At 45.7% G+C, this 18,749-nt stretch carries 17 protein-coding genes and 4 tRNA genes; 4 read left to right on the top strand and 17 right to left on the bottom strand.

Features of this window, described 5'->3' with window-relative positions:
• Positions 1-95 precede the first annotated feature (95 nt).
• From clpX to VT06_RS03455, 9 genes are all read right to left on the bottom strand, one after another.
• The gene (gene clpX, locus VT06_RS03415) at positions 96-1,376 is read right to left on the bottom strand and encodes an ATP-dependent protease ATP-binding subunit ClpX (protein WP_046552867.1); all 1,281 of its coding nucleotides are present in this window, start codon (positions 1,374-1,376) and stop codon (positions 96-98) included.
• Between the two features lie 55 nt (positions 1,377-1,431).
• Positions 1,432-2,037, bottom strand: a complete 606-nt coding sequence (gene clpP, locus VT06_RS03420; protein ID WP_046552974.1) for an ATP-dependent Clp endopeptidase proteolytic subunit ClpP — start codon at positions 2,035-2,037, stop codon at positions 1,432-1,434.
• 122 nt (positions 2,038-2,159) lie between these two features.
• Positions 2,160-3,473, bottom strand: coding sequence for a trigger factor (tig, locus tag VT06_RS03425; protein ID WP_235357349.1), 1,314 nt, complete (start codon positions 3,471-3,473; stop codon positions 2,160-2,162).
• 300 nt (positions 3,474-3,773) lie between these two features.
• A complete protein-coding gene (locus VT06_RS03430; RefSeq protein WP_046552869.1) occupies positions 3,774-5,027 on the bottom strand; it encodes a glutamate-5-semialdehyde dehydrogenase in 1,254 nt (417 codons plus the stop codon).
• On the bottom strand, positions 5,024-6,145 hold the full coding sequence (gene proB, locus VT06_RS03435) for a glutamate 5-kinase (protein WP_046552870.1): 1,122 nt from the start codon (positions 6,143-6,145) through the stop codon (positions 5,024-5,026). The genes VT06_RS03430 and proB overlap by 4 nt, the downstream gene beginning before the upstream one ends.
• Positions 6,146-6,625: 480 nt before the next feature.
• Positions 6,626-6,702 (bottom strand) — tRNA-Pro (locus VT06_RS03440).
• A 23-nt stretch (positions 6,703-6,725) separates the two neighbouring features.
• Positions 6,726-6,801: transfer RNA gene (locus VT06_RS03445), tRNA-His, on the bottom strand.
• Between the two features lie 26 nt (positions 6,802-6,827).
• Positions 6,828-6,904, bottom strand: a tRNA-Arg gene (locus VT06_RS03450).
• 274 nt (positions 6,905-7,178) lie between these two features.
• Positions 7,179-7,255, bottom strand: a tRNA-Pro gene (locus VT06_RS03455).
• 187 nt (positions 7,256-7,442) lie between these two features.
• Between VT06_RS03455 and folD the strand changes: the two genes are divergently transcribed.
• Positions 7,443-8,303 carry a bifunctional methylenetetrahydrofolate dehydrogenase/methenyltetrahydrofolate cyclohydrolase FolD gene (folD, locus tag VT06_RS03460; RefSeq protein ID WP_046552871.1) on the top strand — a complete coding sequence of 287 codons (861 nt, stop codon included), beginning with the start codon at positions 7,443-7,445 and terminating at the stop codon, positions 8,301-8,303.
• A 56-nt stretch (positions 8,304-8,359) separates the two neighbouring features.
• Here folD and cysS read toward each other — a convergent pair whose 3' ends face one another.
• Positions 8,360-9,739, bottom strand: coding sequence for a cysteine--tRNA ligase (gene cysS, locus VT06_RS03465; protein ID WP_046552872.1), 1,380 nt, complete (start codon positions 9,737-9,739; stop codon positions 8,360-8,362).
• Positions 9,740-9,880: 141 nt separating this feature from the next.
• On the opposite strand from cysS, the gene VT06_RS03470 reads away from it, so the two are divergent.
• Entirely contained in the window at positions 9,881-10,375 is a 495-nt protein-coding gene (locus tag VT06_RS03470) for a peptidylprolyl isomerase (protein WP_046552873.1), read from the top strand.
• Between the two features lie 13 nt (positions 10,376-10,388).
• The gene (locus VT06_RS03475; RefSeq protein WP_046552874.1) at positions 10,389-11,135 is read left to right on the top strand and encodes a UDP-2,3-diacylglucosamine diphosphatase; all 747 of its coding nucleotides are present in this window, start codon (positions 10,389-10,391) and stop codon (positions 11,133-11,135) included.
• On the opposite strand, the gene VT06_RS03480 is transcribed toward VT06_RS03475, so the two are convergent.
• On the bottom strand, positions 11,116-11,952 hold the full coding sequence (locus VT06_RS03480) for a tRNA-(ms[2]io[6]A)-hydroxylase (protein WP_046552875.1): 837 nt from the start codon (positions 11,950-11,952) through the stop codon (positions 11,116-11,118). The genes VT06_RS03475 and VT06_RS03480 overlap by 20 nt on opposite strands.
• A gap of 198 nt (positions 11,953-12,150) precedes the next feature.
• Here VT06_RS03480 and VT06_RS03485 point away from each other — a divergent pair, with 198 nt between their 5' ends.
• Positions 12,151-12,750 (top strand): Yip1 family protein, encoded by a 600-nt coding sequence (locus VT06_RS03485; protein ID WP_046552876.1) that lies wholly within the window; start codon positions 12,151-12,153, stop codon positions 12,748-12,750.
• A 69-nt stretch (positions 12,751-12,819) separates the two neighbouring features.
• On the opposite strand, the gene purF is transcribed toward VT06_RS03485, so the two are convergent.
• From purF to truA, 6 genes are all read right to left on the bottom strand, one after another.
• Positions 12,820-14,331 (bottom strand): amidophosphoribosyltransferase, encoded by a 1,512-nt coding sequence (gene purF, locus VT06_RS03490; RefSeq protein WP_046552877.1) that lies wholly within the window; start codon positions 14,329-14,331, stop codon positions 12,820-12,822.
• 20 nt (positions 14,332-14,351) lie between these two features.
• Positions 14,352-14,840: a CvpA family protein gene (locus tag VT06_RS03495; protein ID WP_046552878.1), complete on the bottom strand. Its 489-nt coding sequence runs from the start codon at positions 14,838-14,840 to the stop codon at positions 14,352-14,354.
• Positions 14,841-14,964: 124 nt separating this feature from the next.
• Complete coding sequence (locus VT06_RS03500) at positions 14,965-15,600, bottom strand: SPOR domain-containing protein (protein WP_046552879.1); 636 nt, start codon at positions 15,598-15,600, stop codon at positions 14,965-14,967.
• The gene (gene folC / locus VT06_RS03505) at positions 15,597-16,871 is read right to left on the bottom strand and encodes a bifunctional tetrahydrofolate synthase/dihydrofolate synthase (RefSeq protein WP_046552880.1); all 1,275 of its coding nucleotides are present in this window, start codon (positions 16,869-16,871) and stop codon (positions 15,597-15,599) included. Before folC ends, VT06_RS03500 begins: the two co-directional genes overlap by 4 nt.
• A gap of 6 nt (positions 16,872-16,877) precedes the next feature.
• Positions 16,878-17,750 (bottom strand): acetyl-CoA carboxylase, carboxyltransferase subunit beta, encoded by an 873-nt coding sequence (gene accD / locus VT06_RS03510; RefSeq protein ID WP_046552881.1) that lies wholly within the window; start codon positions 17,748-17,750, stop codon positions 16,878-16,880.
• A gap of 142 nt (positions 17,751-17,892) precedes the next feature.
• Positions 17,893-18,672, bottom strand: a complete 780-nt coding sequence (gene truA, locus VT06_RS03515; protein WP_046552882.1) for a tRNA pseudouridine(38-40) synthase TruA — start codon at positions 18,670-18,672, stop codon at positions 17,893-17,895.
• Between the last annotated feature and the right edge of the window lie 77 nt (positions 18,673-18,749).

Genomic DNA, 18,749 nt, shown 5'->3' on the forward strand with positions numbered 1-18,749 from the left:
AATACTGCGGGCGACACCTGATAGCAAGTATATGGGGTTAAATTGGTAAACTTCAATTGTGAAGACAAAAAAGGAGCTTAACCAGCTCCTTTTCGTTAGTGTGACTGCGCTACATCCGGTTCGCTATTCTCGTATATTAATATGGGCTGAGTCTCGCCTCGGATCACTGTTTCATCAATAACAACTTTACTAACATCTTTCATAGAAGGAAGCTCGTACATAGTGTCGAGTAACACACCTTCCACAATAGAGCGTAAACCACGGGCGCCGGTTTTACGTTCCATGGCTTTTTGGCCAATGGCTTTTAACGCGTCATCCCGGAATTCCAATTCGACATCTTCCATTTTGAACAATGCCGCGAATTGTTTTACTAAGGCATTTTTTGGCTGACTTAGAATTTGTACTAAGGCGTCTAAATCGAGCTCAGTTAACGTTGCAACTACCGGTAAGCGACCAATAAATTCAGGAATTAAACCGTATTTTACCAAGTCTTCAGGCTCAACATCGCGGAACGACTCGCTTAAACTGCGGGTACTTTCTTTACTTTTAACTGTTGCACCAAAACCGATACCGGCACCTTTGGCGCTGCGCTGCTCAATTACTTTGTCTAATCCGGCAAAAGCACCGCCACAAATAAACAGAATTTTTGAAGTATCAACCTGCAAAAACTCCTGCTGTGGATGTTTACGGCCCCCCTGCGGTGGTACCGATGCAATAGTACCTTCAATCAGTTTAAGTAATGCTTGCTGCACACCTTCACCTGACACATCACGTGTTATTGACGGGTTGTCTGATTTGCGGGAAATTTTATCAATTTCATCAATATAAACAATACCACGTTGTGCTTTTTCAACATCATAATCGCACTTTTGCAATAGTTTTTGGATAATATTTTCAACATCTTCGCCAACATAGCCAGCTTCAGTCAATGTTGTCGCATCGGCCATAGTAAAGGGAACATCAAGTAACCGGGCTAAGGTTTCCGCCAGCAGTGTTTTGCCACTGCCGGTTGGCCCAATTAACAAAATATTACTTTTGCTTAGTTCAATTTCTTGCTTATGTTGGGCGCTGCGCAGTCGTTTATAATGATTATAAACCGCGACTGCCAATACTTTTTTGGCGTGTTCCTGCCCGATAACATACTCATCGAGGTGGCCACGAATTTCCCGTGGCGTCGGTAAAGAATCCGACTCGCGCTTAGGCGAAATGTCTTTAATTTCTTCGCGAATAATATCGTTGCATAAATCAACACATTCGTCACAGATATAGACTTGTGGGCCGGCGATCAACTTACGCACTTCATGCTGTGATTTGCCACAAAACGAGCAATATAACAATTTGCCGCTTTTATCGCCGTCAGTGCGGTGATCAGACATGTAACTACCTCTTATTACGTCGCTGGTGGCCACGAAACAGGCCACCTGACTTCAATTATTTTGCATCTCTTTTACTTAATATGGTGTCTATCAGTCCATAATCCAAGGCTTGCTGAGCACTTAAAAAACGATCGCGCTCAGTATCAGACACCACTTCTTCATATGTTTTACCAGTATGCTCAGCCATTAAACGGTTTAATTTTTCTTTAATACCTAATATTTCTCTGGCATGGATCTCAAAGTCAGTAGCCTGACCTTGGAAACCACCAAGCGGCTGATGGATCATCACCCGGGCATTCGGTAAACAATAACGCTTACCCTTAGTACCGCCAGATAACAAAAATGCCCCCATACTCGCAGCCTGGCCAACACATACTGTGGCTATGTCAGGTTTAATATAGCGCATTGTATCGTAAATTGATAAACCGGCGGTAACTGAGCCACCTGGTGAATTGATATAAATATAAATATCTTTTTCCGGATTCTCAGATTCAAGAAACAACAACTGCGCCACAATTAGATTAGCCATATGGTCTTCAACCTGGCCAGTCAAAAATATCACTCGCTCTTTAAGCAAGCGAGAAAAAATGTCATATGACCGCTCACCCTTAGCCGTTTGTTCAACAACCATTGGTACTAAAGCGTTCATGATGTCCGTCATATCGCGTGACATTGGCATAAATGGGGTCCCTTAATAATAACTCAGTATTGTGGTGCCTGAAAATAAAATGGCCCGAACTGCTGTTCGAGCCATTAAAACCAGCATACCACGATAAGTCAAACTTAGTTGGTGGCTTGCGGGTTCATTATCTCGTCAAAAGCGGCAGTTTGCTCTGTTACCTTAGCCGTGGCTAAAATCAGTTCAATCGCTTGCTCTTCCAACGCAACATTGCGCATGCTTTGCATTAATTCGTTATTGCTATGATAATACTGCACCACTTCGGCAGGATCTTCATAAGCAGAAGCCACGTTGGCAATAAGTTCTTCAACTTTAGCATTGTTTACTTTCAGCTCGTTTGTTTTGATCACTTCGCCTAATAATAAACCTACTTTAACCCGGTCTTTTGCTTGTTCTTCAAACAGCGATGCTGGTAACTCAGGCAGTTGTTTTGGGTCAACATTCTTACCGAAACGCTGCAGGGCCTGCTTACGTAAAACGTCAACCTCACCACCAATTAATGACTGCGGCACTTGCACTTCATTATTTGCTAATAAGCCTTTTATAACTTGTTCTTTAACTTTGCCTTTGATGGTCTGCTTCAGTTCGCGTTCCATATTTTTACGAACTTCAGTTTTCAAAGCGTCAACACTCGCTTCAGTTAAACCGAAAAGTGTAGCAAATTCATCATTTAATTCAGGCAGTACCTGCTCTTCAATACTACCCACGGTAACATTGAAGCTTGCGGCTTTACCTTTCAGATTTTCAGCATGATAGTCGGCAGGAAAATCTACGGCAATGGTTGCTTGCTCACCGGCTTTTTTACCAATAACACCATCTTCAAAGCCCGGGATCATCCGGCCCTTCCCAAGTTCTAACTGAAAATCAGTGGCTTTGCCACCTTCAAACTCTTCGCCATCGATAGAACCAACAAAATCCATGGTTACCCGATCACCCGTTACCGCAGCGCCGTTTTTAACCTGCCATTTTGCGTGTTGCTTGCGCAACGTTTCCAGCATCTTAGCCAGATCATCTTCACCAATATTCACTACCGGCTTGTTAACTTCAATTTTTTCCAGGTTAGCAACAACTACCTCTGGGTACACTTCGAAAGTGGCAGCAAACTCTAAATCTTTACCGGCAGCTAGCTCGCCAGGATTAAAGGTTGGAGTACCTGCTGGTGTTAACTTGTTTTCAATAATTGCTTCGTAGAATGAACGCTGCATTTGTTCAGAAGCCACTTCCTGCAATACTGCCTGACCAAAACGTTTCTGAATAATTGACACTGGCGCTTTGCCTGGACGGAATCCGTCAATACGCTGGCGTTTAGCCAGATCACGTAAACGATTTTTCACTTCTGAATCAATTTTGTCTGCCGGTACAGTAATAGTTAAACGGCGCTCTAAACCCTGGGTGGTTTCCACAGAAACTTGCATCATGCTACCTCGAAATCAAAATCAGGCGTCTGAAATACGCCGTGCTTGTATGGTCTGGACTCGATAAACTAAGCTGGACCCGACCTGTTATAAAAATGGACGCAGCATTATAGCGGGCTAAATCCGCATAGTCGAGCCTTTAGCCAAGGATGTTCATACTGTTTATCTTGACAAAAAACAAAAAACAGACTTAACCCTTTAAAGTTAAGCCTGTTCAATATGTTAGCAGATAATTGGCGTGCTGTTAGCGAGCTATTAGTGTTATAGTATAGCCTCATTTTAAGCTAACCTGCCCAGTACTTGCTAGCTTCTTACCTGACCATTGCCGGTAACCACATACTTTTCAGTGGTCAGTGCTTCCAATCCCATTGGGCCGTAAGCATGTAATTTACTGGTTGAAATGCCAATTTCAGCACCAAGGCCCAGTTCGCCGCCGTCTGAGAAACGTGATGACGTATTGTGCATCACTACCGCGGTATCTACCGTGCGGATAAAACGCTCGGCGTTAGCCTGATCTTCGGTGCAAATCACTTCAGTATGCTGGCTACCAAATTGATCAATGTGTGCTATTGCTTCATCCAGATCAGCCACGACTTTAATGGCAATTTCCGGCGCCAGATATTCTTGGCCAAATTCATCATCGGCAATCGGCGAAGCGGCAGTAAAATAGCTCAGGCTTTGCTGACAGGCATGTACTTTTACTTGATGCTCAGCAAGTGCTTTAGCAACCATGGGTAAGAAATCAGCCGCTTGGTGTTTGTTAATTAACAGGCCTTCCAGCGCATTACACACGCCAGGGCGTTGTACCTTGCCGTTAACCAATAAATTCAACGCCATGGTTAAATCGGCCGTCTGGTCAACATACAAATGACAAACGCCTTTATAATGCTGAATAACCGGTATACGGCTTTGCTCTGTAACAAAACGAATTAAACCTTCACCACCGCGAGGAATGACCAAATCAATAAACTGGTCTAGCTTTAACAATGCCAGCAATAAATCGCGGTCTGGATCGGGCACAATGGTAATCACATCTTCTGGCAAATTATGGTCGCGTAATGCCTGGCGCATCGCCGTGGCAATAGCCAAACTGGTATTAATGGCTTCCCGGCCACAGCGCAAAATAACCGCGTTACCCGATTTAAAGCACAATGCGCCAGCATCAGCGGTAACATTAGGCCGCGCTTCATAAATCATGCAGATCACCCCAAGAGGGATACGGGTTTTTGCAATATTAATACCATTAGGACGCTGTTCAATTTGCCGGGTTACACCTACCGGATCGGTCAGCTGGATTATTTGTTCAATAGCCTTTGACATGGCGTCAATACGCTCGGCATCTAGCGTTAATCGGTCGATCATTGCCAAACTGGTGCCATTGCTTTTAGCTTGAGCCACTTCATCTTTATTAGCGGCAATAATTGCTGGAGTTGCCTCACGAATACGATTAGCAAAGCTCTGTAATACAAAATTTTTCTGTTCAGTTGATAATACTGCAACAGCTTTGGCAGCTTTTGCTGCCTTGGCAGCCAGTGTGGCTGCAACGTCAGAAATCATAATTTCTCCAATAACATCATTTCACTGCGGTGAATAACAGCATCGCTACCTGCCGGGCAGTAACCTAAACACTTAGGAATATCGCGACTTTGCTGTCCCTTAATAGAAAATAGTTCGGTAGCACTAAAGCGACTAACACCTTTAGCAATACGGCGCGTACCGGTTGCACAACGAATAATAACCGCATCACCCGAGTCAAATTCACCTTTAATCTGGACAATGCCACTACTTAACAGTGATGCACCATGTTGGCTCAACGCCTCAATACAGCCGTCATCTACCCAAATTTCACCTTTGGCGCGCAAGGTATGGCGCACCCAATGTTTTTTAGCCGGTATAGGTTTATGCTGGCCAAAAAACACCGTGCCAGGATTTTCACCCGCTAAAAGACACTCAAACGTTTCAGGCAGATGGCCGTCGACAATCAAGGTATCAATACCCTGTGCCGTAGCCTTTTCAGCTGCTTCAACTTTAGTCCGCATGCCACCCGTGCCCACTGCAGACGAAGCTCCACCAGCTAAACTGTATATCGCAGCATCAATTTTACTGACTTCTGGGATTAGCGTAGCCATGGGGTCTTTGCTCGGATCGGCGGTGTACAAGCCTTTAACATCGGAACAAATAATAAGTGCGTCAGCCTGCACAACCGTTGCCACCATTGCTGCCAGATTATCGTTATCACCGACCTTTAGTTCATCCGTAGCAATAGTATCGTTTTCATTAACTATCGGCAGAACCTTATGATCCAGCAGTTTACGCAACGTATTCTGAATATTGACGTGGCGAACCCGGTCACTTAAATCACCATGAGTGAGCAGCACCTGAGCGCAAGGGAAGTCAAAACAATTTGTCCAGAAGTTCATCATCTGGTTTTGACCAACTGCAGCCATTGCCCGTTTTAATGCAATGGGTACCCGCTGATGAGAAAAGTTAAAGTGATGGCGGCCTGCCGCAACACTTCCAGAAGACACCAGGATAACTTCCCGGCCCTGTTGTCTGCATTGGTGGATAAATTCAGCGATAGGACGTAGATACCGTTCACTACATCCTTCGTTATCTGGCGCGATTAGGGCACTGCCCACCTTCAGTACGACCCGACGCCAGCTTGGGTTTATCATAACTCCTCCGTTATTTTTAACGCACTCAGTATAGCAAAAACGGCACCCCGGCACCACCGCCGATAAGAATCCACATACTAACAACAGTTAGAATTAAGCATTAATATTCATTAATTCAGTATTAAAATTGGCAATACACACCTGTTTGCTGGTTGCTTTTTAACCAGTAACGCTGTAATTAAATTACAGTTTTAGCCAAGATTATTAGTTTTAAGCAGGAGTAGCGGTAATTGCATAAAGCCAACCACTATAGATGTGATGAATAGTTGATATAAATGTGATTATTTTAAAAAATGGATGAATTCACACAGGCAAACACCCGAGCCATTAGCTTTACGTTGGATTGAAACAGTGGAATTATGGCTAAGTGGTAAGATAGTTTTAACTTAAGGGAGAATGGTCGGTGATGCAGGATTCGAACCTGCGACCCTTAGACTAAAAACACCCAAACCAAGTGCGCTGCTTTACTTTAGGGGAGAATGGTCGGTGATGCAGGATTCGAACCTGCGACCCCTTGGACCCAAACCAAGTGCGCTACCAAGCTGCGCCAATCACCGACAATAAAAACGTTGGGGGAAAATGGGGTGGATGATGGGGCTCGAACCCACGACAACCGGAATCACAATCCGGGGCTCTACCAACTGAGCTACAACCACCACTGAAAACTATATTGCGCTTGTTATGGTGCGCCCGATAGGATTCGAACCTATGACCCACGCCTTAGAAGGGCGTTGCTCTATCCAGCTGAGCTACGGGCGCAATATCGAGACCCTACCAAGCAACTTTAAAATGGTCGGTGATGCAGGATTTGAACCTGCGACCCGTGGATTAAAGATACCCAAACCACGTGTATACCTGACCAACTTTAAAATGGTCAGTGATGCAGGATTTGAACCTGCGACCCGTGGATTTAAGATACCCAAACCACGTGTATACCTGACCAACTTTAAAATGGTCGGTGATGCAGGATTTGAACCTGCGACCCGTGGATTTAAGATACCCAAACCACGTGTATACCTGACCAACTTTAAAATGGTCGGTGATGCAGGATTCGAACCTGCGACCCCTTGGACCCAAACCAAGTGCGCTACCAAGCTGCGCCAATCACCGACATTGCTGCACAAGTGCAACGGGGCGGAATATTAACGCTCGCCACCTAAGGCGTCAAACCTTTTTTTGCAATAATCAGTTGATTGCTGATTATTTGAACCTTTATCGACTTTAATTGCTCAGGATGGAGTTCTGCCGGCGGCTGTGCGAAAATAGCGCCATTAAAATGTGACAGAGAACTCAAAGCATGGCAGCACAAATTATAGACGGTAAAGCCGTTGCGCAAGCAACAAAAGATAAAGTTGCCGCCCAAGTTAGAGCCCGGGTAGCAGCAGGTAAAAGAGCACCAGGATTAGCGGTGGTGCTGGTTGGCTTAGACCCGGCTTCACAAGTCTATGTCGGCAGTAAGCGTAAAGCCTGTGAAGAAGTAGGTTTTCACTCGGTATCTTATGACTTGCCCTCTGACACTACCGAGCAACAGCTAACAGATTTAATCGACAAACTTAATAATGACAATACCGTAGACGGCATTCTGGTTCAGCTGCCCTTGCCCGCAGGGTTAGACTCGGCTGACATTTTAGAGCGCATTAACCCGCATAAAGACGTAGACGGCTTTCACCCCTATAACATTGGCCGCTTAGCACAACGGATGCCGGCGCTGCGTTCCTGCACGCCGAAAGGCATTATGACCTTACTACAAAGCACCGGTGTCAATGTTAAAGGTATGGATGCCGTAGTAGTGGGTGCCTCTAATATTGTTGGCCGCCCCATGGCGCTGGAATTGTTGTTAGCGGGTTGCACCACCACGGTGTGTCACAAATTCACTAAAAATCTTGAAGCACAGGTGCGTCGTGCTGATTTGCTGGTGGTCGCCGTCGGTAGGCCTGAATTTATTCCAGGCGATTGGATAAAACCAGGCGCAATGGTCATTGATGTCGGTATAAACCGCTTAAACAGCGGCAAACTGGTAGGCGATGTAGAATACGGTGCAGCGGTAAAACACGCCCGCTACATTACCCCGGTACCTGGCGGGGTCGGCCCCATGACCGTCGCCAGTTTAATTGAAAACACCCTAGAAGCCTGCGAGTTGTATCACGATAAGCATTAGCAGGCGTTACCGAAAAAACCGCCAGCTGGCGGTTTTTTCATTAATAGGTTACTCAATTAGCTTTTTCGCCAGCTGGTTACGCCGTTTTTATCTTCAACGATAATGCCAAGTTCGGTTAACGCATCGCGGGCGGCATCGGCAGCGGCCCAGTCTTTGGCGGTGCGGGCAGTGTTGCGTTTTGCAATAAGTGCCTCTATTGCAGTTACGTCATCATCTGAAGCACCGCTTTGTAAAAATTGCTCAGCATCGCCCTGTAACAAGCCTAATACCCCGGCTAATAACGTTAATAAACCGGCTAACTCTGCCGCTTTAGCCGGCTCTGTCTCTTTAAAACGGTTAACTTCGCGCGCCAATTCAAACAACACCGGGAGTGCTTCCGGTGTGTTGAAGTCATCATCCATTGCCACTTTAAACTTAGCGATATAAGGGCTTTTTAAATCAATACTGTGGCTTGGGGTAACATTACGCAGCGCGGTGTATAAACGGCCTAAGGCGGCATGCGCCTGTTCCAGGTTCTCTGTCGAGTAATTTAATTGGCTACGATAATGGCTGGACAACAGAAAATAACGCACAGCTTCAGCGTTATATTCAGCTAATACATCTTTAACGGTAAAAAAATTGCCTAATGATTTTGACATCTTTTCTTTATCTACCTGCACCATACCGGTATGGATCCAGGTATTAACGTATTTATGATCATGCGCGCAGGTAGACTGGGCAATTTCATTCTCGTGGTGTGGAAACTGCAAATCTGAGCCACCGCCGTGTATATCAAAATATTGCCCTAGGTGCTTAGCGCTCATGGCAGAGCATTCAATATGCCAGCCTGGCCGGCCGTTACCCCATGACGATGACCAGAACGGCTCACCGGGTTTAGCACCTTTCCACAACACAAAATCAAGTGGGTCGTCTTTATTTTGTGCCACTTCAACCCGCGAACCAGACTGCAGCATCTCAAGATTTTGCTGGCTTAGCTCGCCATAGGCGGCATATTTACTAACATCAAATAACACATCACCATCGTTAGCAACATAGGCAAAGCCTTTTTCTACCAGCTGCTCAATCATACTGATAATCTCAGCCATATGGCTGGTAACACGCGGTTCAATATCGGCAGGTAATAAGCCTAATGCGGCAAAATCAGCGTGCATAGCTTGCGTAAAGCGCTGTGTTAAAGCATCACAACTTTCGTTATTTTCAGCCGCACGTTTAATAATCTTGTCATCAACATCGGTAATATTGCGCACATAAGTTACCTCGTAGCCACTAAAGCGCAAATAACGGTTTATTACATCAAAAGAAACGTAAGTACGACCATGCCCAACATGACAATAATCATAAATTGTAATACCGCAAACATAGAGCCCTACTTTGCCGGGTTCTATTGGTGTAAAAAGCTCTTTTTTTCGGCTTAGGGTATTAAAAATATGTAACATGGGCGTCCTCAAAAACATCGGTATACGGGCTTATAATTCAGCGTAATAGTGTAACACCGGCAACCTTTAGCCGCTATCCTTGCTTTATGAAACGCACTGGCTGGGTTACACTAGGGTTATTCAAACAGAGGATACTTTTCAATGATCAACTTACACACTAATTATGGCGTTATTACCCTTAACTTGTTTGCTGATAAAGCGCCGGTTACCGTGGAAAACTTTATTAGCTATGTTAAAGACGGTTTTCTTGATAACACTATATTTCACCGGGTAATCGACGGTTTTATGATTCAGGGCGGCGGTTTTACCGCAGATATGGATCAGAAAGAAACCAAAGCACAGATTAAAAATGAAGCGAACAATAAGGTTGCGAATACTAAGGGCACGGTTGCGATGGCTCGCACCAATGATCCGCACTCAGCAACCTGCCAATTCTTTATTAACCTTGCCGACAACAGTTTTTTAAACCATAGCGCAGAATCAAGCCAAGGCTGGGGCTATTGTGTATTTGGTGAAGTTACCGCTGGCATGGATGTAGTAGATAAAATTCGCCAGGTTAAAACTGGCCGTTTTGCGGGCCACGGCGATGTTCCGGTAGAGCCGGTAATCATCGAAAAAGCTGAGCTACAAGCGTAACACTCGCTAACCGATGATGCAGCCACATACCTTGTTTATTGCTGATTTGCATTTAAGTGCAGACAGGCCGGATATTACTGCGGCCTTTCTGCAGTTTATTAACGATAAAGCCCGTAAAGCCGATGCGTTGTATATTCTGGGTGATTTGTTTGAAGTGTGGATTGGTGACGATAACCCCGAACCCTTACTCGATACTGTGGCAGCAGCATTATCGTTACTCAGCCGGCAGGTCCCCATTTACTTTATTCATGGCAATCGGGATTTTGTGTTAAAACAAGGCTATGCCAGCCGCGCTAATATGCAACTGCTGCCACCACAACAGGTTATTGACCTGTATGGTACGGCCACTCTGATTATGCATGGTGACAGCCTGTGCACGTTAGATATCGCCTACCAGAAATTTCGAAAATGGTGGAACCAGCCTTGGTGGCAATGGTTGTTATTAAAAACACCGCTGGCATTTCGCCAGCAACTGGCCAGCAAGGCCCGGCGAAAAAGCGCCGCCCATAAAGCGCGCTATAACCAGCAACAACAGCCACAAATAATGGATGTAACCCCCAGCGAAGTGCCAAGAGTAATGGCTGAATATGGCGTAAGCAAGCTTATTCATGGCCACACTCACCGTCCTGCTGTTCATCAGCTGGATTTAAACGGCAAAGCGGCACAGCGCTATGTACTAGGTGACTGGTACAGTCAAAGTAGCTATTTAACCGTAACAGCTAATCAGTGGAATTTAGTGTTTACGCCGCTGACTGCTTAACCGCTGCCAACACAGGGCTGCCACTGTGAAATTTAAAATCGGTATCTGGTGTCATTATTAGATCAGCTTCTATCTTACCAAAAAATGCCACCCGTTCACTTATATCGCTGCCAGCAATTTGCTTAGCTAAACTTAAATAATCTTGATAATGCCGTGCTTCAGAGCGCAACAACGAGGTATAAAAGTCAGCAATGCGCGCAGGCAACAACGGTGCTAACCTGGCAAAACGTTCACAAGAGCGGGCTTCAATATAAGCACCACAAATTAGTTTATCAACTATAGCGGCTGGCTCATAGGTACTGACGTGACGCAGCAAGCCTTTAGCGTAGCGGCTGGAATTTATTTTCTGATAGACAATACCGTTATCAGCCATAACCTGCAGCACCTGATAAAAGTGATGCAACTCTTCTTTAATCAATAAAACCATTTTATCAATTAGGTCCTGAGCAAAAGGGCTACTGGCCGTTGGTATCATCGATTTTTTCAAACTAAGGGCGGCCAACGAGCGCCAGTCACCTTGCTGACGATAGGTAAAATCTTCATATGGCTTTAACCATTGTAATAGCGCCTCAGCACTATTCTCGTCGGCGGCATAACGACGAATAAGATACATGGCACTTTGCGCCGCTTTTAACTCACACATTAAATGATCACATAATAAGGTTGTCAGGCTCTCTGGCTGTGCCGCTTGCTGCAGCCAGGCAGTTGGCGTGGCACAACCCAAAAACCGGGTAATGGGCTGCAACAGCTGTTGTAACTCATTACTTTGGCTCTCACTACTTTGAATATCACTACTTTGAATACCACTACTTTGCATAAGGCTAGCTGTGTCTGAAAAAAGTAAGTGCAGTATACCTAATGCCAGGCTGACAACCAAATACCACCATTAACACGCCTTTACCTTAAATTACTCTAAGTTGCTTGACGAATGGCTAAGTTTTAGTCATAACTGAGCTAAGGGTGGCGATAGCATCAGTTGCCCGAACTAAGGGGCGTAGTAAAAAGGATAATAATTATGATACTAAACCATTTATGGGGCTTATATGCCCACCCGAAAGAAGAATGGCATACTATAGATGCCAGACACGAAAGTTTTCGTTATAGCATGGCGCACATTATGATAGTGGCGCTTATTCCAGCTATTTGTGCCTATTACTCTGCAGTACACTTGGGCTGGAGCATCGGGGTTGGCGATGCCATTAAACTAACGCCACAAAGTGCCATTATTATGTCAGTGGCCATGTATTGTGGTTTGATCATTGGCGTGTTTACCCTGGCCTGGCTGGCTTACTGGATGGCGCATACTTTTGGTGCTGAACCAACCTATACCCAAACTGTTGAGTTATGTTCATATACCTCTACTCCACTTTTTATGGTTGGCTTTGCCGCGCTTTATCCTGAATTGTGGTTTGTAGTGTGCGTGGGTCTGGTTGGCTTGGCTTACTCGGTATACCTGCTCTACGTTGGCATACCAATATTAATGCATATTCCTGAAGAGCGGGGCTTTATCTATGCCAGTTCGGTAGTAACTGGCGGCTTAACCTTACTGGCGGTATTAATGGCAACAACTGTCATATTGTGGATGTCGGGCTTTGGCCCCACTTACACCCACTAACGATAATTAACTTAGCAATACCTAACTAAAAAGGCGCCAAAAAGGCGCCTGTTTTATTTGCTAGGCACTTTAACCTTCGTTATAGGTTTCTAAATTGGCAGCCATTGACATTGCCGTGTGTGCTTTAGCATCGTCACTGCGGGTTTGGTCTAACCGATTTAAATAATCCTGGTCAATATCATTTGTAACATAATGGCCGTCAAACACCGATGTTTCAAAACGCTTTATCTCTGGATTTTCAGAGCGTACCGCTTCAATTAGGTCAGGTAATGACTGAAATATCAAACCGTCTGCACCTATGGTCTGGCAAATACTCTCAACGTCGTGACCATGAGCAATTAGCTCGTTAGCCGATGGCATATCAATACCATACACATTGGGAAAACGCACTTCCGGGGCCGCCGAGGCAAAGTACACTTTTTTAGCACCGGCATCGCGGGCCATTTCAATAATTTGGCCAGAGGTGGTACCGCGCACTATCGAGTCGTCAACCAGCAGTACGTTTTTGCCTTTAAATTCCTGCCAAATGGCATTGAGCTTACGTCTAACAGATTTTTCCCGCTGGCCCTGTCCGGGCATAATAAAGGTGCGTCCTATGTAGCGGTTTTTAACAAAACCCTGTCGAAAAGGTAATGCTAACTCGTTGGCAATCTCTAATGCGGCATCATTACTGGTTTCCGGAATAGGTATTACTACATCTATATCCAAATGCGCCCATTCTCGCTTGATTTTTTGACCTAATACTTTACCCATCGCCACCCGCGAGGCATATACCGAAATATTATCAATAGTAGAATCTGGCCTGGCAAAGTAAACATATTCAAAAATACAAGGTGTGTAACTGGGGTTTTCGGCACACTGCTGGCTGTAAAGCTCGCCCTGCTCAGTAATATACACCGCCTCACCCGGCGATATATCACGTAGCACGGTAAAGCCATCCGCATCTAGCGCCACGCTTTCTGACGCTACCATATATTCGGTGCCGGCCGCGGTTTCCCGCTTGCCCATTACCAACGGTCGAATACCATTAGGGTCGCGAAACGCTACCAGGCCATGACCAATAATCAGGGCTACTGCCGCGTAACCGCCACGAATTTTGCGATGCACACTGGCGACAGCGTTAAAGATTTGTTCTGGCTCTAACTGCATAGTCGATTTTGATTGCAGTTCATGCGCCAGAATATTTAACAAAATTTCTGAATCTGAGGTGGTATTAATATGGCGGCGAGCCAACCGGAACATATCTTCTTTTAAATCATGAGAATTGGTTAAATTACCATTGTGCGCCAGCGCAATACCAAAGGGGCTGTTGACGTAAAAAGGCTGGGCCTCCGCGGTACTGGCAGAACCGGCAGTAGGGTATCGCACATGACCAATACCAATATTGCCAGATAAACGTTGCATATGCCGGGTTTCAAAAACATCTTTAACCAAGCCATTGGCTTTACGTAATCTCAGTGTATTGTTATCCACGGTAACAATGCCTGCGGCGTCCTGGCCCCGATGTTGTAACACTGTCAGGCCGTCGTATAGCGCCTGATTTACCGGATACTTACCTACGATTCCAACGATACCACACATTGTTTATTTCCTCGCCAGCGCTAAGGCTTTTGCATAAAACTAGAATGGTTTTCCAGATATTCAAAAAACCATTCAATAATAAAACCGAATTCGGGGATCAATATTGATTGTTGCCACCAGCTTGCTTGTGCCGCGGGCGTAAAGGCATCCATAAAAAACAATACCGCACTCACCACTAATACGCCACGCAAACCGCCAAATACCAGGCCCAGCACTCTGTCGGTACCGGATAAGCCAGTAGATTGCACCAGTTTCGCTATAACAAAATTAATTAAGGCACCCAGCACCAAAGTACAAATAAACAGAATAGCAATAGCCGTCGCATTGCGAATGGTAGGGTCATCTATATTGGAAAATAACGAGGCAAGCTTAGGATAGTACTGGCTGGCAATAAAAAAAGCCAAAAACCAGACCACCAGAGAAATAGCTTCTTTGACGAAACCGCGGATCAGGCTGATAACAGCCGATAAGGCAATGATTGCCAGTATAACAAAATCAACCCAAACCATTTGCTACCAAAGGATGTCTGATGACGGCGCGCAGTCTATCAAAATGGCAGCAACTTGGCTAGGGCGCGTTGACGTTTGCTGATTAGATTTTGCTACAAAGCGCCAACGCCAACGTCAACACACCCTAATTATTTTCAGTCACCTGATAGCGACTAACCACTAAACGGCTAATGCCAGTGAGCTTTTGTAACTGCTCAACTTGTTGCTCTAACCGCTCTTTTCGAAGCTCAGGGCCAACCAACACACTGGTTAATTTCTGACCATTGCTGTTGGTAATATTACGGGTAAACGTAACAAAACCTTGCTGGCGTAATTTAGCCACTAGCGCATTAGCGTTTTGTGGATTACTAAAACTGCCTACTCGCACTACCCAGGCATTGTCAGCAACGTCGGCGCTCTGCGCAGCCGTTTGCGCAGCTGCTGCGGGGCGAGGGCTGTTGCTCACCGTTACCTGAGCGTAGTCTTCTGAAGGAAGCACCGCCGAATTAGTCGGTTGCTGCTCTGGGCCAGCAACAATTGCATCGTCCAGTGCCGGCTCATTAACCTGCTGTGCTGCGGCAATACTACTGACACTATCAAAAGCTGCCTGCTCAAAAGGCTGTGGCTGCTGCACCCCCTGAAACTCTGGCCGCTCGGGTATTACTTTAAAATCATCTTTAACCACTTGTTTCTGGCCATCCAGTAAGTCTGGCAAAAAAATGATCCCAGCCAAGATCAAAATAGTGGCACCAAGTAGTCGATGTTTAAATCCTGCTGTCATGTTGCCTCCTGATGATAGCTTGCCAGGACTGCTGAAACGGTAACGAATGACCCAAAAATAACTAATAAATCATTCGGTTGCAATTGCCTGACAATCGCCGAAAATGCCTGAGTAACATCAGGGTATTGCAAAAAGTCTGGTTTTGCCAGCGCCAGAGCTAACTGAGCAGAGGATGCGCCCCTCACACCAGGCAGGCTGCTAAGATGCCATTGATCAATAATTGACGTCAAGGGCGCCAGGGCCTGAGCAATATCTTTGTCTTTTAACATACCGACTAAAGCAAATACCCGACTGTACGTTGGTTTTAGCTCTGCTAAACGGCTAGCTAAATAACGTGCCGACTGCGGATTATGCGCAACATCAATTATTATTGCCGGTTTTTTTTGTAAAAACTGCATGCGACCAGCCAACGTAATCGTACTTAGTACCGTGCATAGCGTGGCGGTGTCAGGCAGTAATTGTAGCTGATTAAGCACAGCCAAACTGGTCGCCACGTTTTGAATTGGCAAAGCAGGCAACGGTAGCTGCTCAAAATGCACCGCAGCGCACTGCCAACTCCAGTTATCAGCTGATTGTTGGTAAAAATAATGCTGATTAACCACACTAAGCGCACAACCCAACTCTGTCGCCTTAGCCAACACACTAGCGGGTGGCAATAGATCGCCAACCACCACCGGTGTATGCTGCCGAAATACGCCGGCTTTCTCCCACCCGATCGTTTCACGGTCATGCCCTAACCAGTCCTGATGATCTAAATCGATGGTGGTAATAACGCTGAGATCAGGCGTAATGATATTAGTGGCATCAAGCCGCCCTCCCAAACCAACCTCTATCAGGCAAAAATCAACCGGGTGCTGTTTTAGTACCGAGAAAGCCACCAAAGTAGTAAATTCAAAATAACTTAAGGCAATATTGCCGCGCAATGCTTCAACCTCAGCAAAGGCTGTCAGCAACATATTATCGGCAACATCCTGATTGTTAATTCGTAACCGCTCGTTAAACAATAATAAATGAGGAGAGCTATAAACGGCAACCGAAAACCCTTGCGCCAGTATTAACTGTTCCAGAATACGGGCGGTTGACCCTTTACCGTTAGTCCCGGCGATCAACACTACTTTCCCCGGCAACTGAGCCAACTGTGCTTTGCTGGCGACCTGATTAACCCGCTCCAGGCCTAACTCAATTTTATCGATTGGGTGACGTTGTTCAATATAATAAAGCCAATCGGCCAGTGTTTGGCACGATTGGCTTGAAGTTGGACTGTCTGACATATATTCCTAAGCGGCGTCCTGCTCGGTTACCGGCGCCGGCAACTTCATAAACTTTGCCACCAGACGGGCAATGGTATCGCGCATTTTACGCCGATCAACAATCATGTCTATTGCGCCATGTTCCAGTAAAAACTCGCTTCGCTGAAAACCTTCTGGCAGCTTTTCGCGTACTGTTTGCTCAATAACCCGAGGCCCGGCAAAACCAATAAGCGCTTTTGGCTCACCAATATTCACATCACCCAGCATGGCTAAACTGGCAGATACGCCGCCCATCGTCGGATCAGTTAATACTGAGATATAAGGTAAGCCCTGTTCGCTTAACTTGGCTAACGCTGCACTGGTTTTGGCCATTTGCATTAACGAAAACAATGCTTCCTGCATCCGCGCGCCACCACTGGCTGAAAAACAAACAAAAGGTACTTTATGGGTCATTGCATATTCTACGCCGGCAACAAACTTAGCCCCAACCACCGATGCCATTGAACCGCCCATAAACTCAAATTCAAAAGAAGCGGCAACGATTGGCATGCCATGCAAGGTGCCCTGCATTACAATCATTGCATCTTTTTCATTCGTTTGTTTTTGTGCCGCCGCTATGCGGTCTTTATAACGTTTGCTGTCTTTAAATTTTAATAAATCTTGTGGTTCTAAATCAGCGGCTAACTCCGTAGTAGACTGACTATCAAAAAAGTGTTTAAGCCGGGTACGGGCATTCACCCGCATATGATGATCACACTTCGGGCATACCCCTAAATTACGGTCAAGATCGGCTTTATATAACACCGCGTCACACGCGCTGCACTTAGTCCAGACACCCTCGGGAATATTACGACGCGAGGAGGTGGAGGTTCTGGGCAGGATTTTTTCTAACCAACTCATAATGCATTCCTATCAACAGGTATCAGGCGTTAGACCTTTAATGAAACAAAATAGGTCAACAAATGCCAAAATAAAACTAAACGGGGGCTATTAAAGCATAAACAGCCCATAACAGAATATAAAAAACTGGTCTTAGTAGTCACTATAAAAATAATGGCCCTGTAACTTTTTTAGGTAAAGCATACTGCTCAGGGTAATCTACTTCAACCAAATACAAGCCGCCGGGTTTAGCTGTAGCTGCCGCCAAATTACGATTACGGCTTTGTAATAGCTCTGCTAACCAGCTGACGGGCTTACGCCCCATACCAATTTCCAGCAAACTGCCGGTGATATTGCGCACCATGTGGTGCAAAAAAGCATTGGCTTTAATATCCAGTACCAGATAATCGTGCACACGGCTTAACTGCAGATGATGAACGTTGCGAAACGGCGTTTTTGACTGACACTGCATGGCCCTAAAAGCACTGAAATCGTGCTCACCAAGTAAAGCCGGAGCAGCTTGTTGCATCAAACTGATATCAAGTTGCTGATGATAATGACTCAGCCCGGAACGCAGGATAGCAGGACGAAATTGATTATTATAAATAACATAGCGATAACGACGGGCCGTGGCACTGAAGCGGGCATGAAAATCGTCACTAACCGGTCGAGCCCAGCGCACGGCAATTTGATCAGGTAATTGACTATTGGTGCCCATTATCCAAGCTTTTTCGTCCCTTGGCGCATCGGTATCGAAATGCACCACTTGCCCAGTAGCATGAACACCGGCATCGGTGCGACCGGCGCAAAATACCTCTACCGGACTGTTAGCGACTTTACTCAACGCACGTTCAAGCTCTTGCTGCACACTATTAACTTCGCGTTGGCGCTGCCAGCCAAAGAAACTGCTGCCATCATACTCAATACCTAAGGCTATTCGCATGGGGTCTCCTCTAATAAACCACCGCAATTATACCTCAGAGTATTCCAGATAACAGCACCGGACTTGGTCTATGCTGC

The organism is Arsukibacterium sp. MJ3, assembly GCF_000987765.1.
Classification (GTDB): Bacteria; Pseudomonadota; Gammaproteobacteria; order Enterobacterales; family Alteromonadaceae; genus Alishewanella.

What these genes read in the sequence shown, in the direction of transcription:
- clpX (WP_046552867.1), bottom strand. Translation starts at nt 1,376, where the DNA reads ATGTCTGATCACCGCACTGACGGCGATAAAAGCGGCAAATTGTTATAT.
- clpP (WP_046552974.1), bottom strand. Translation starts at nt 2,037, where the DNA reads ATGACGGACATCATGAACGCTTTAGTACCAATGGTTGTTGAACAAACG.
- tig (WP_235357349.1), bottom strand. Translation starts at nt 3,473, where the DNA reads ATGATGCAAGTTTCTGTGGAAACCACCCAGGGTTTAGAGCGCCGTTTA.
- VT06_RS03430 (WP_046552869.1), bottom strand. Translation starts at nt 5,027, where the DNA reads ATGATTTCTGACGTTGCAGCCACACTGGCTGCCAAGGCAGCAAAAGCT.
- proB (WP_046552870.1), bottom strand. Translation starts at nt 6,145, where the DNA reads ATGATAAACCCAAGCTGGCGTCGGGTCGTACTGAAGGTGGGCAGTGCC.
- folD (WP_046552871.1), top strand. Translation starts at nt 7,443, where the DNA reads ATGGCAGCACAAATTATAGACGGTAAAGCCGTTGCGCAAGCAACAAAA.
- cysS (WP_046552872.1), bottom strand. Translation starts at nt 9,739, where the DNA reads ATGTTACATATTTTTAATACCCTAAGCCGAAAAAAAGAGCTTTTTACA.
- VT06_RS03470 (WP_046552873.1), top strand. Translation starts at nt 9,881, where the DNA reads ATGATCAACTTACACACTAATTATGGCGTTATTACCCTTAACTTGTTT.
- VT06_RS03475 (WP_046552874.1), top strand. Translation starts at nt 10,389, where the DNA reads ATGATGCAGCCACATACCTTGTTTATTGCTGATTTGCATTTAAGTGCA.
- VT06_RS03480 (WP_046552875.1), bottom strand. Translation starts at nt 11,952, where the DNA reads ATGCAAAGTAGTGGTATTCAAAGTAGTGATATTCAAAGTAGTGAGAGC.
- VT06_RS03485 (WP_046552876.1), top strand. Translation starts at nt 12,151, where the DNA reads ATGATACTAAACCATTTATGGGGCTTATATGCCCACCCGAAAGAAGAA.
- purF (WP_046552877.1), bottom strand. Translation starts at nt 14,331, where the DNA reads ATGTGTGGTATCGTTGGAATCGTAGGTAAGTATCCGGTAAATCAGGCG.
- VT06_RS03495 (WP_046552878.1), bottom strand. Translation starts at nt 14,840, where the DNA reads ATGGTTTGGGTTGATTTTGTTATACTGGCAATCATTGCCTTATCGGCT.
- VT06_RS03500 (WP_046552879.1), bottom strand. Translation starts at nt 15,600, where the DNA reads ATGACAGCAGGATTTAAACATCGACTACTTGGTGCCACTATTTTGATC.
- folC (WP_046552880.1), bottom strand. Translation starts at nt 16,871, where the DNA reads ATGTCAGACAGTCCAACTTCAAGCCAATCGTGCCAAACACTGGCCGAT.
- accD (WP_046552881.1), bottom strand. Translation starts at nt 17,750, where the DNA reads ATGAGTTGGTTAGAAAAAATCCTGCCCAGAACCTCCACCTCCTCGCGT.
- truA (WP_046552882.1), bottom strand. Translation starts at nt 18,672, where the DNA reads ATGCGAATAGCCTTAGGTATTGAGTATGATGGCAGCAGTTTCTTTGGC.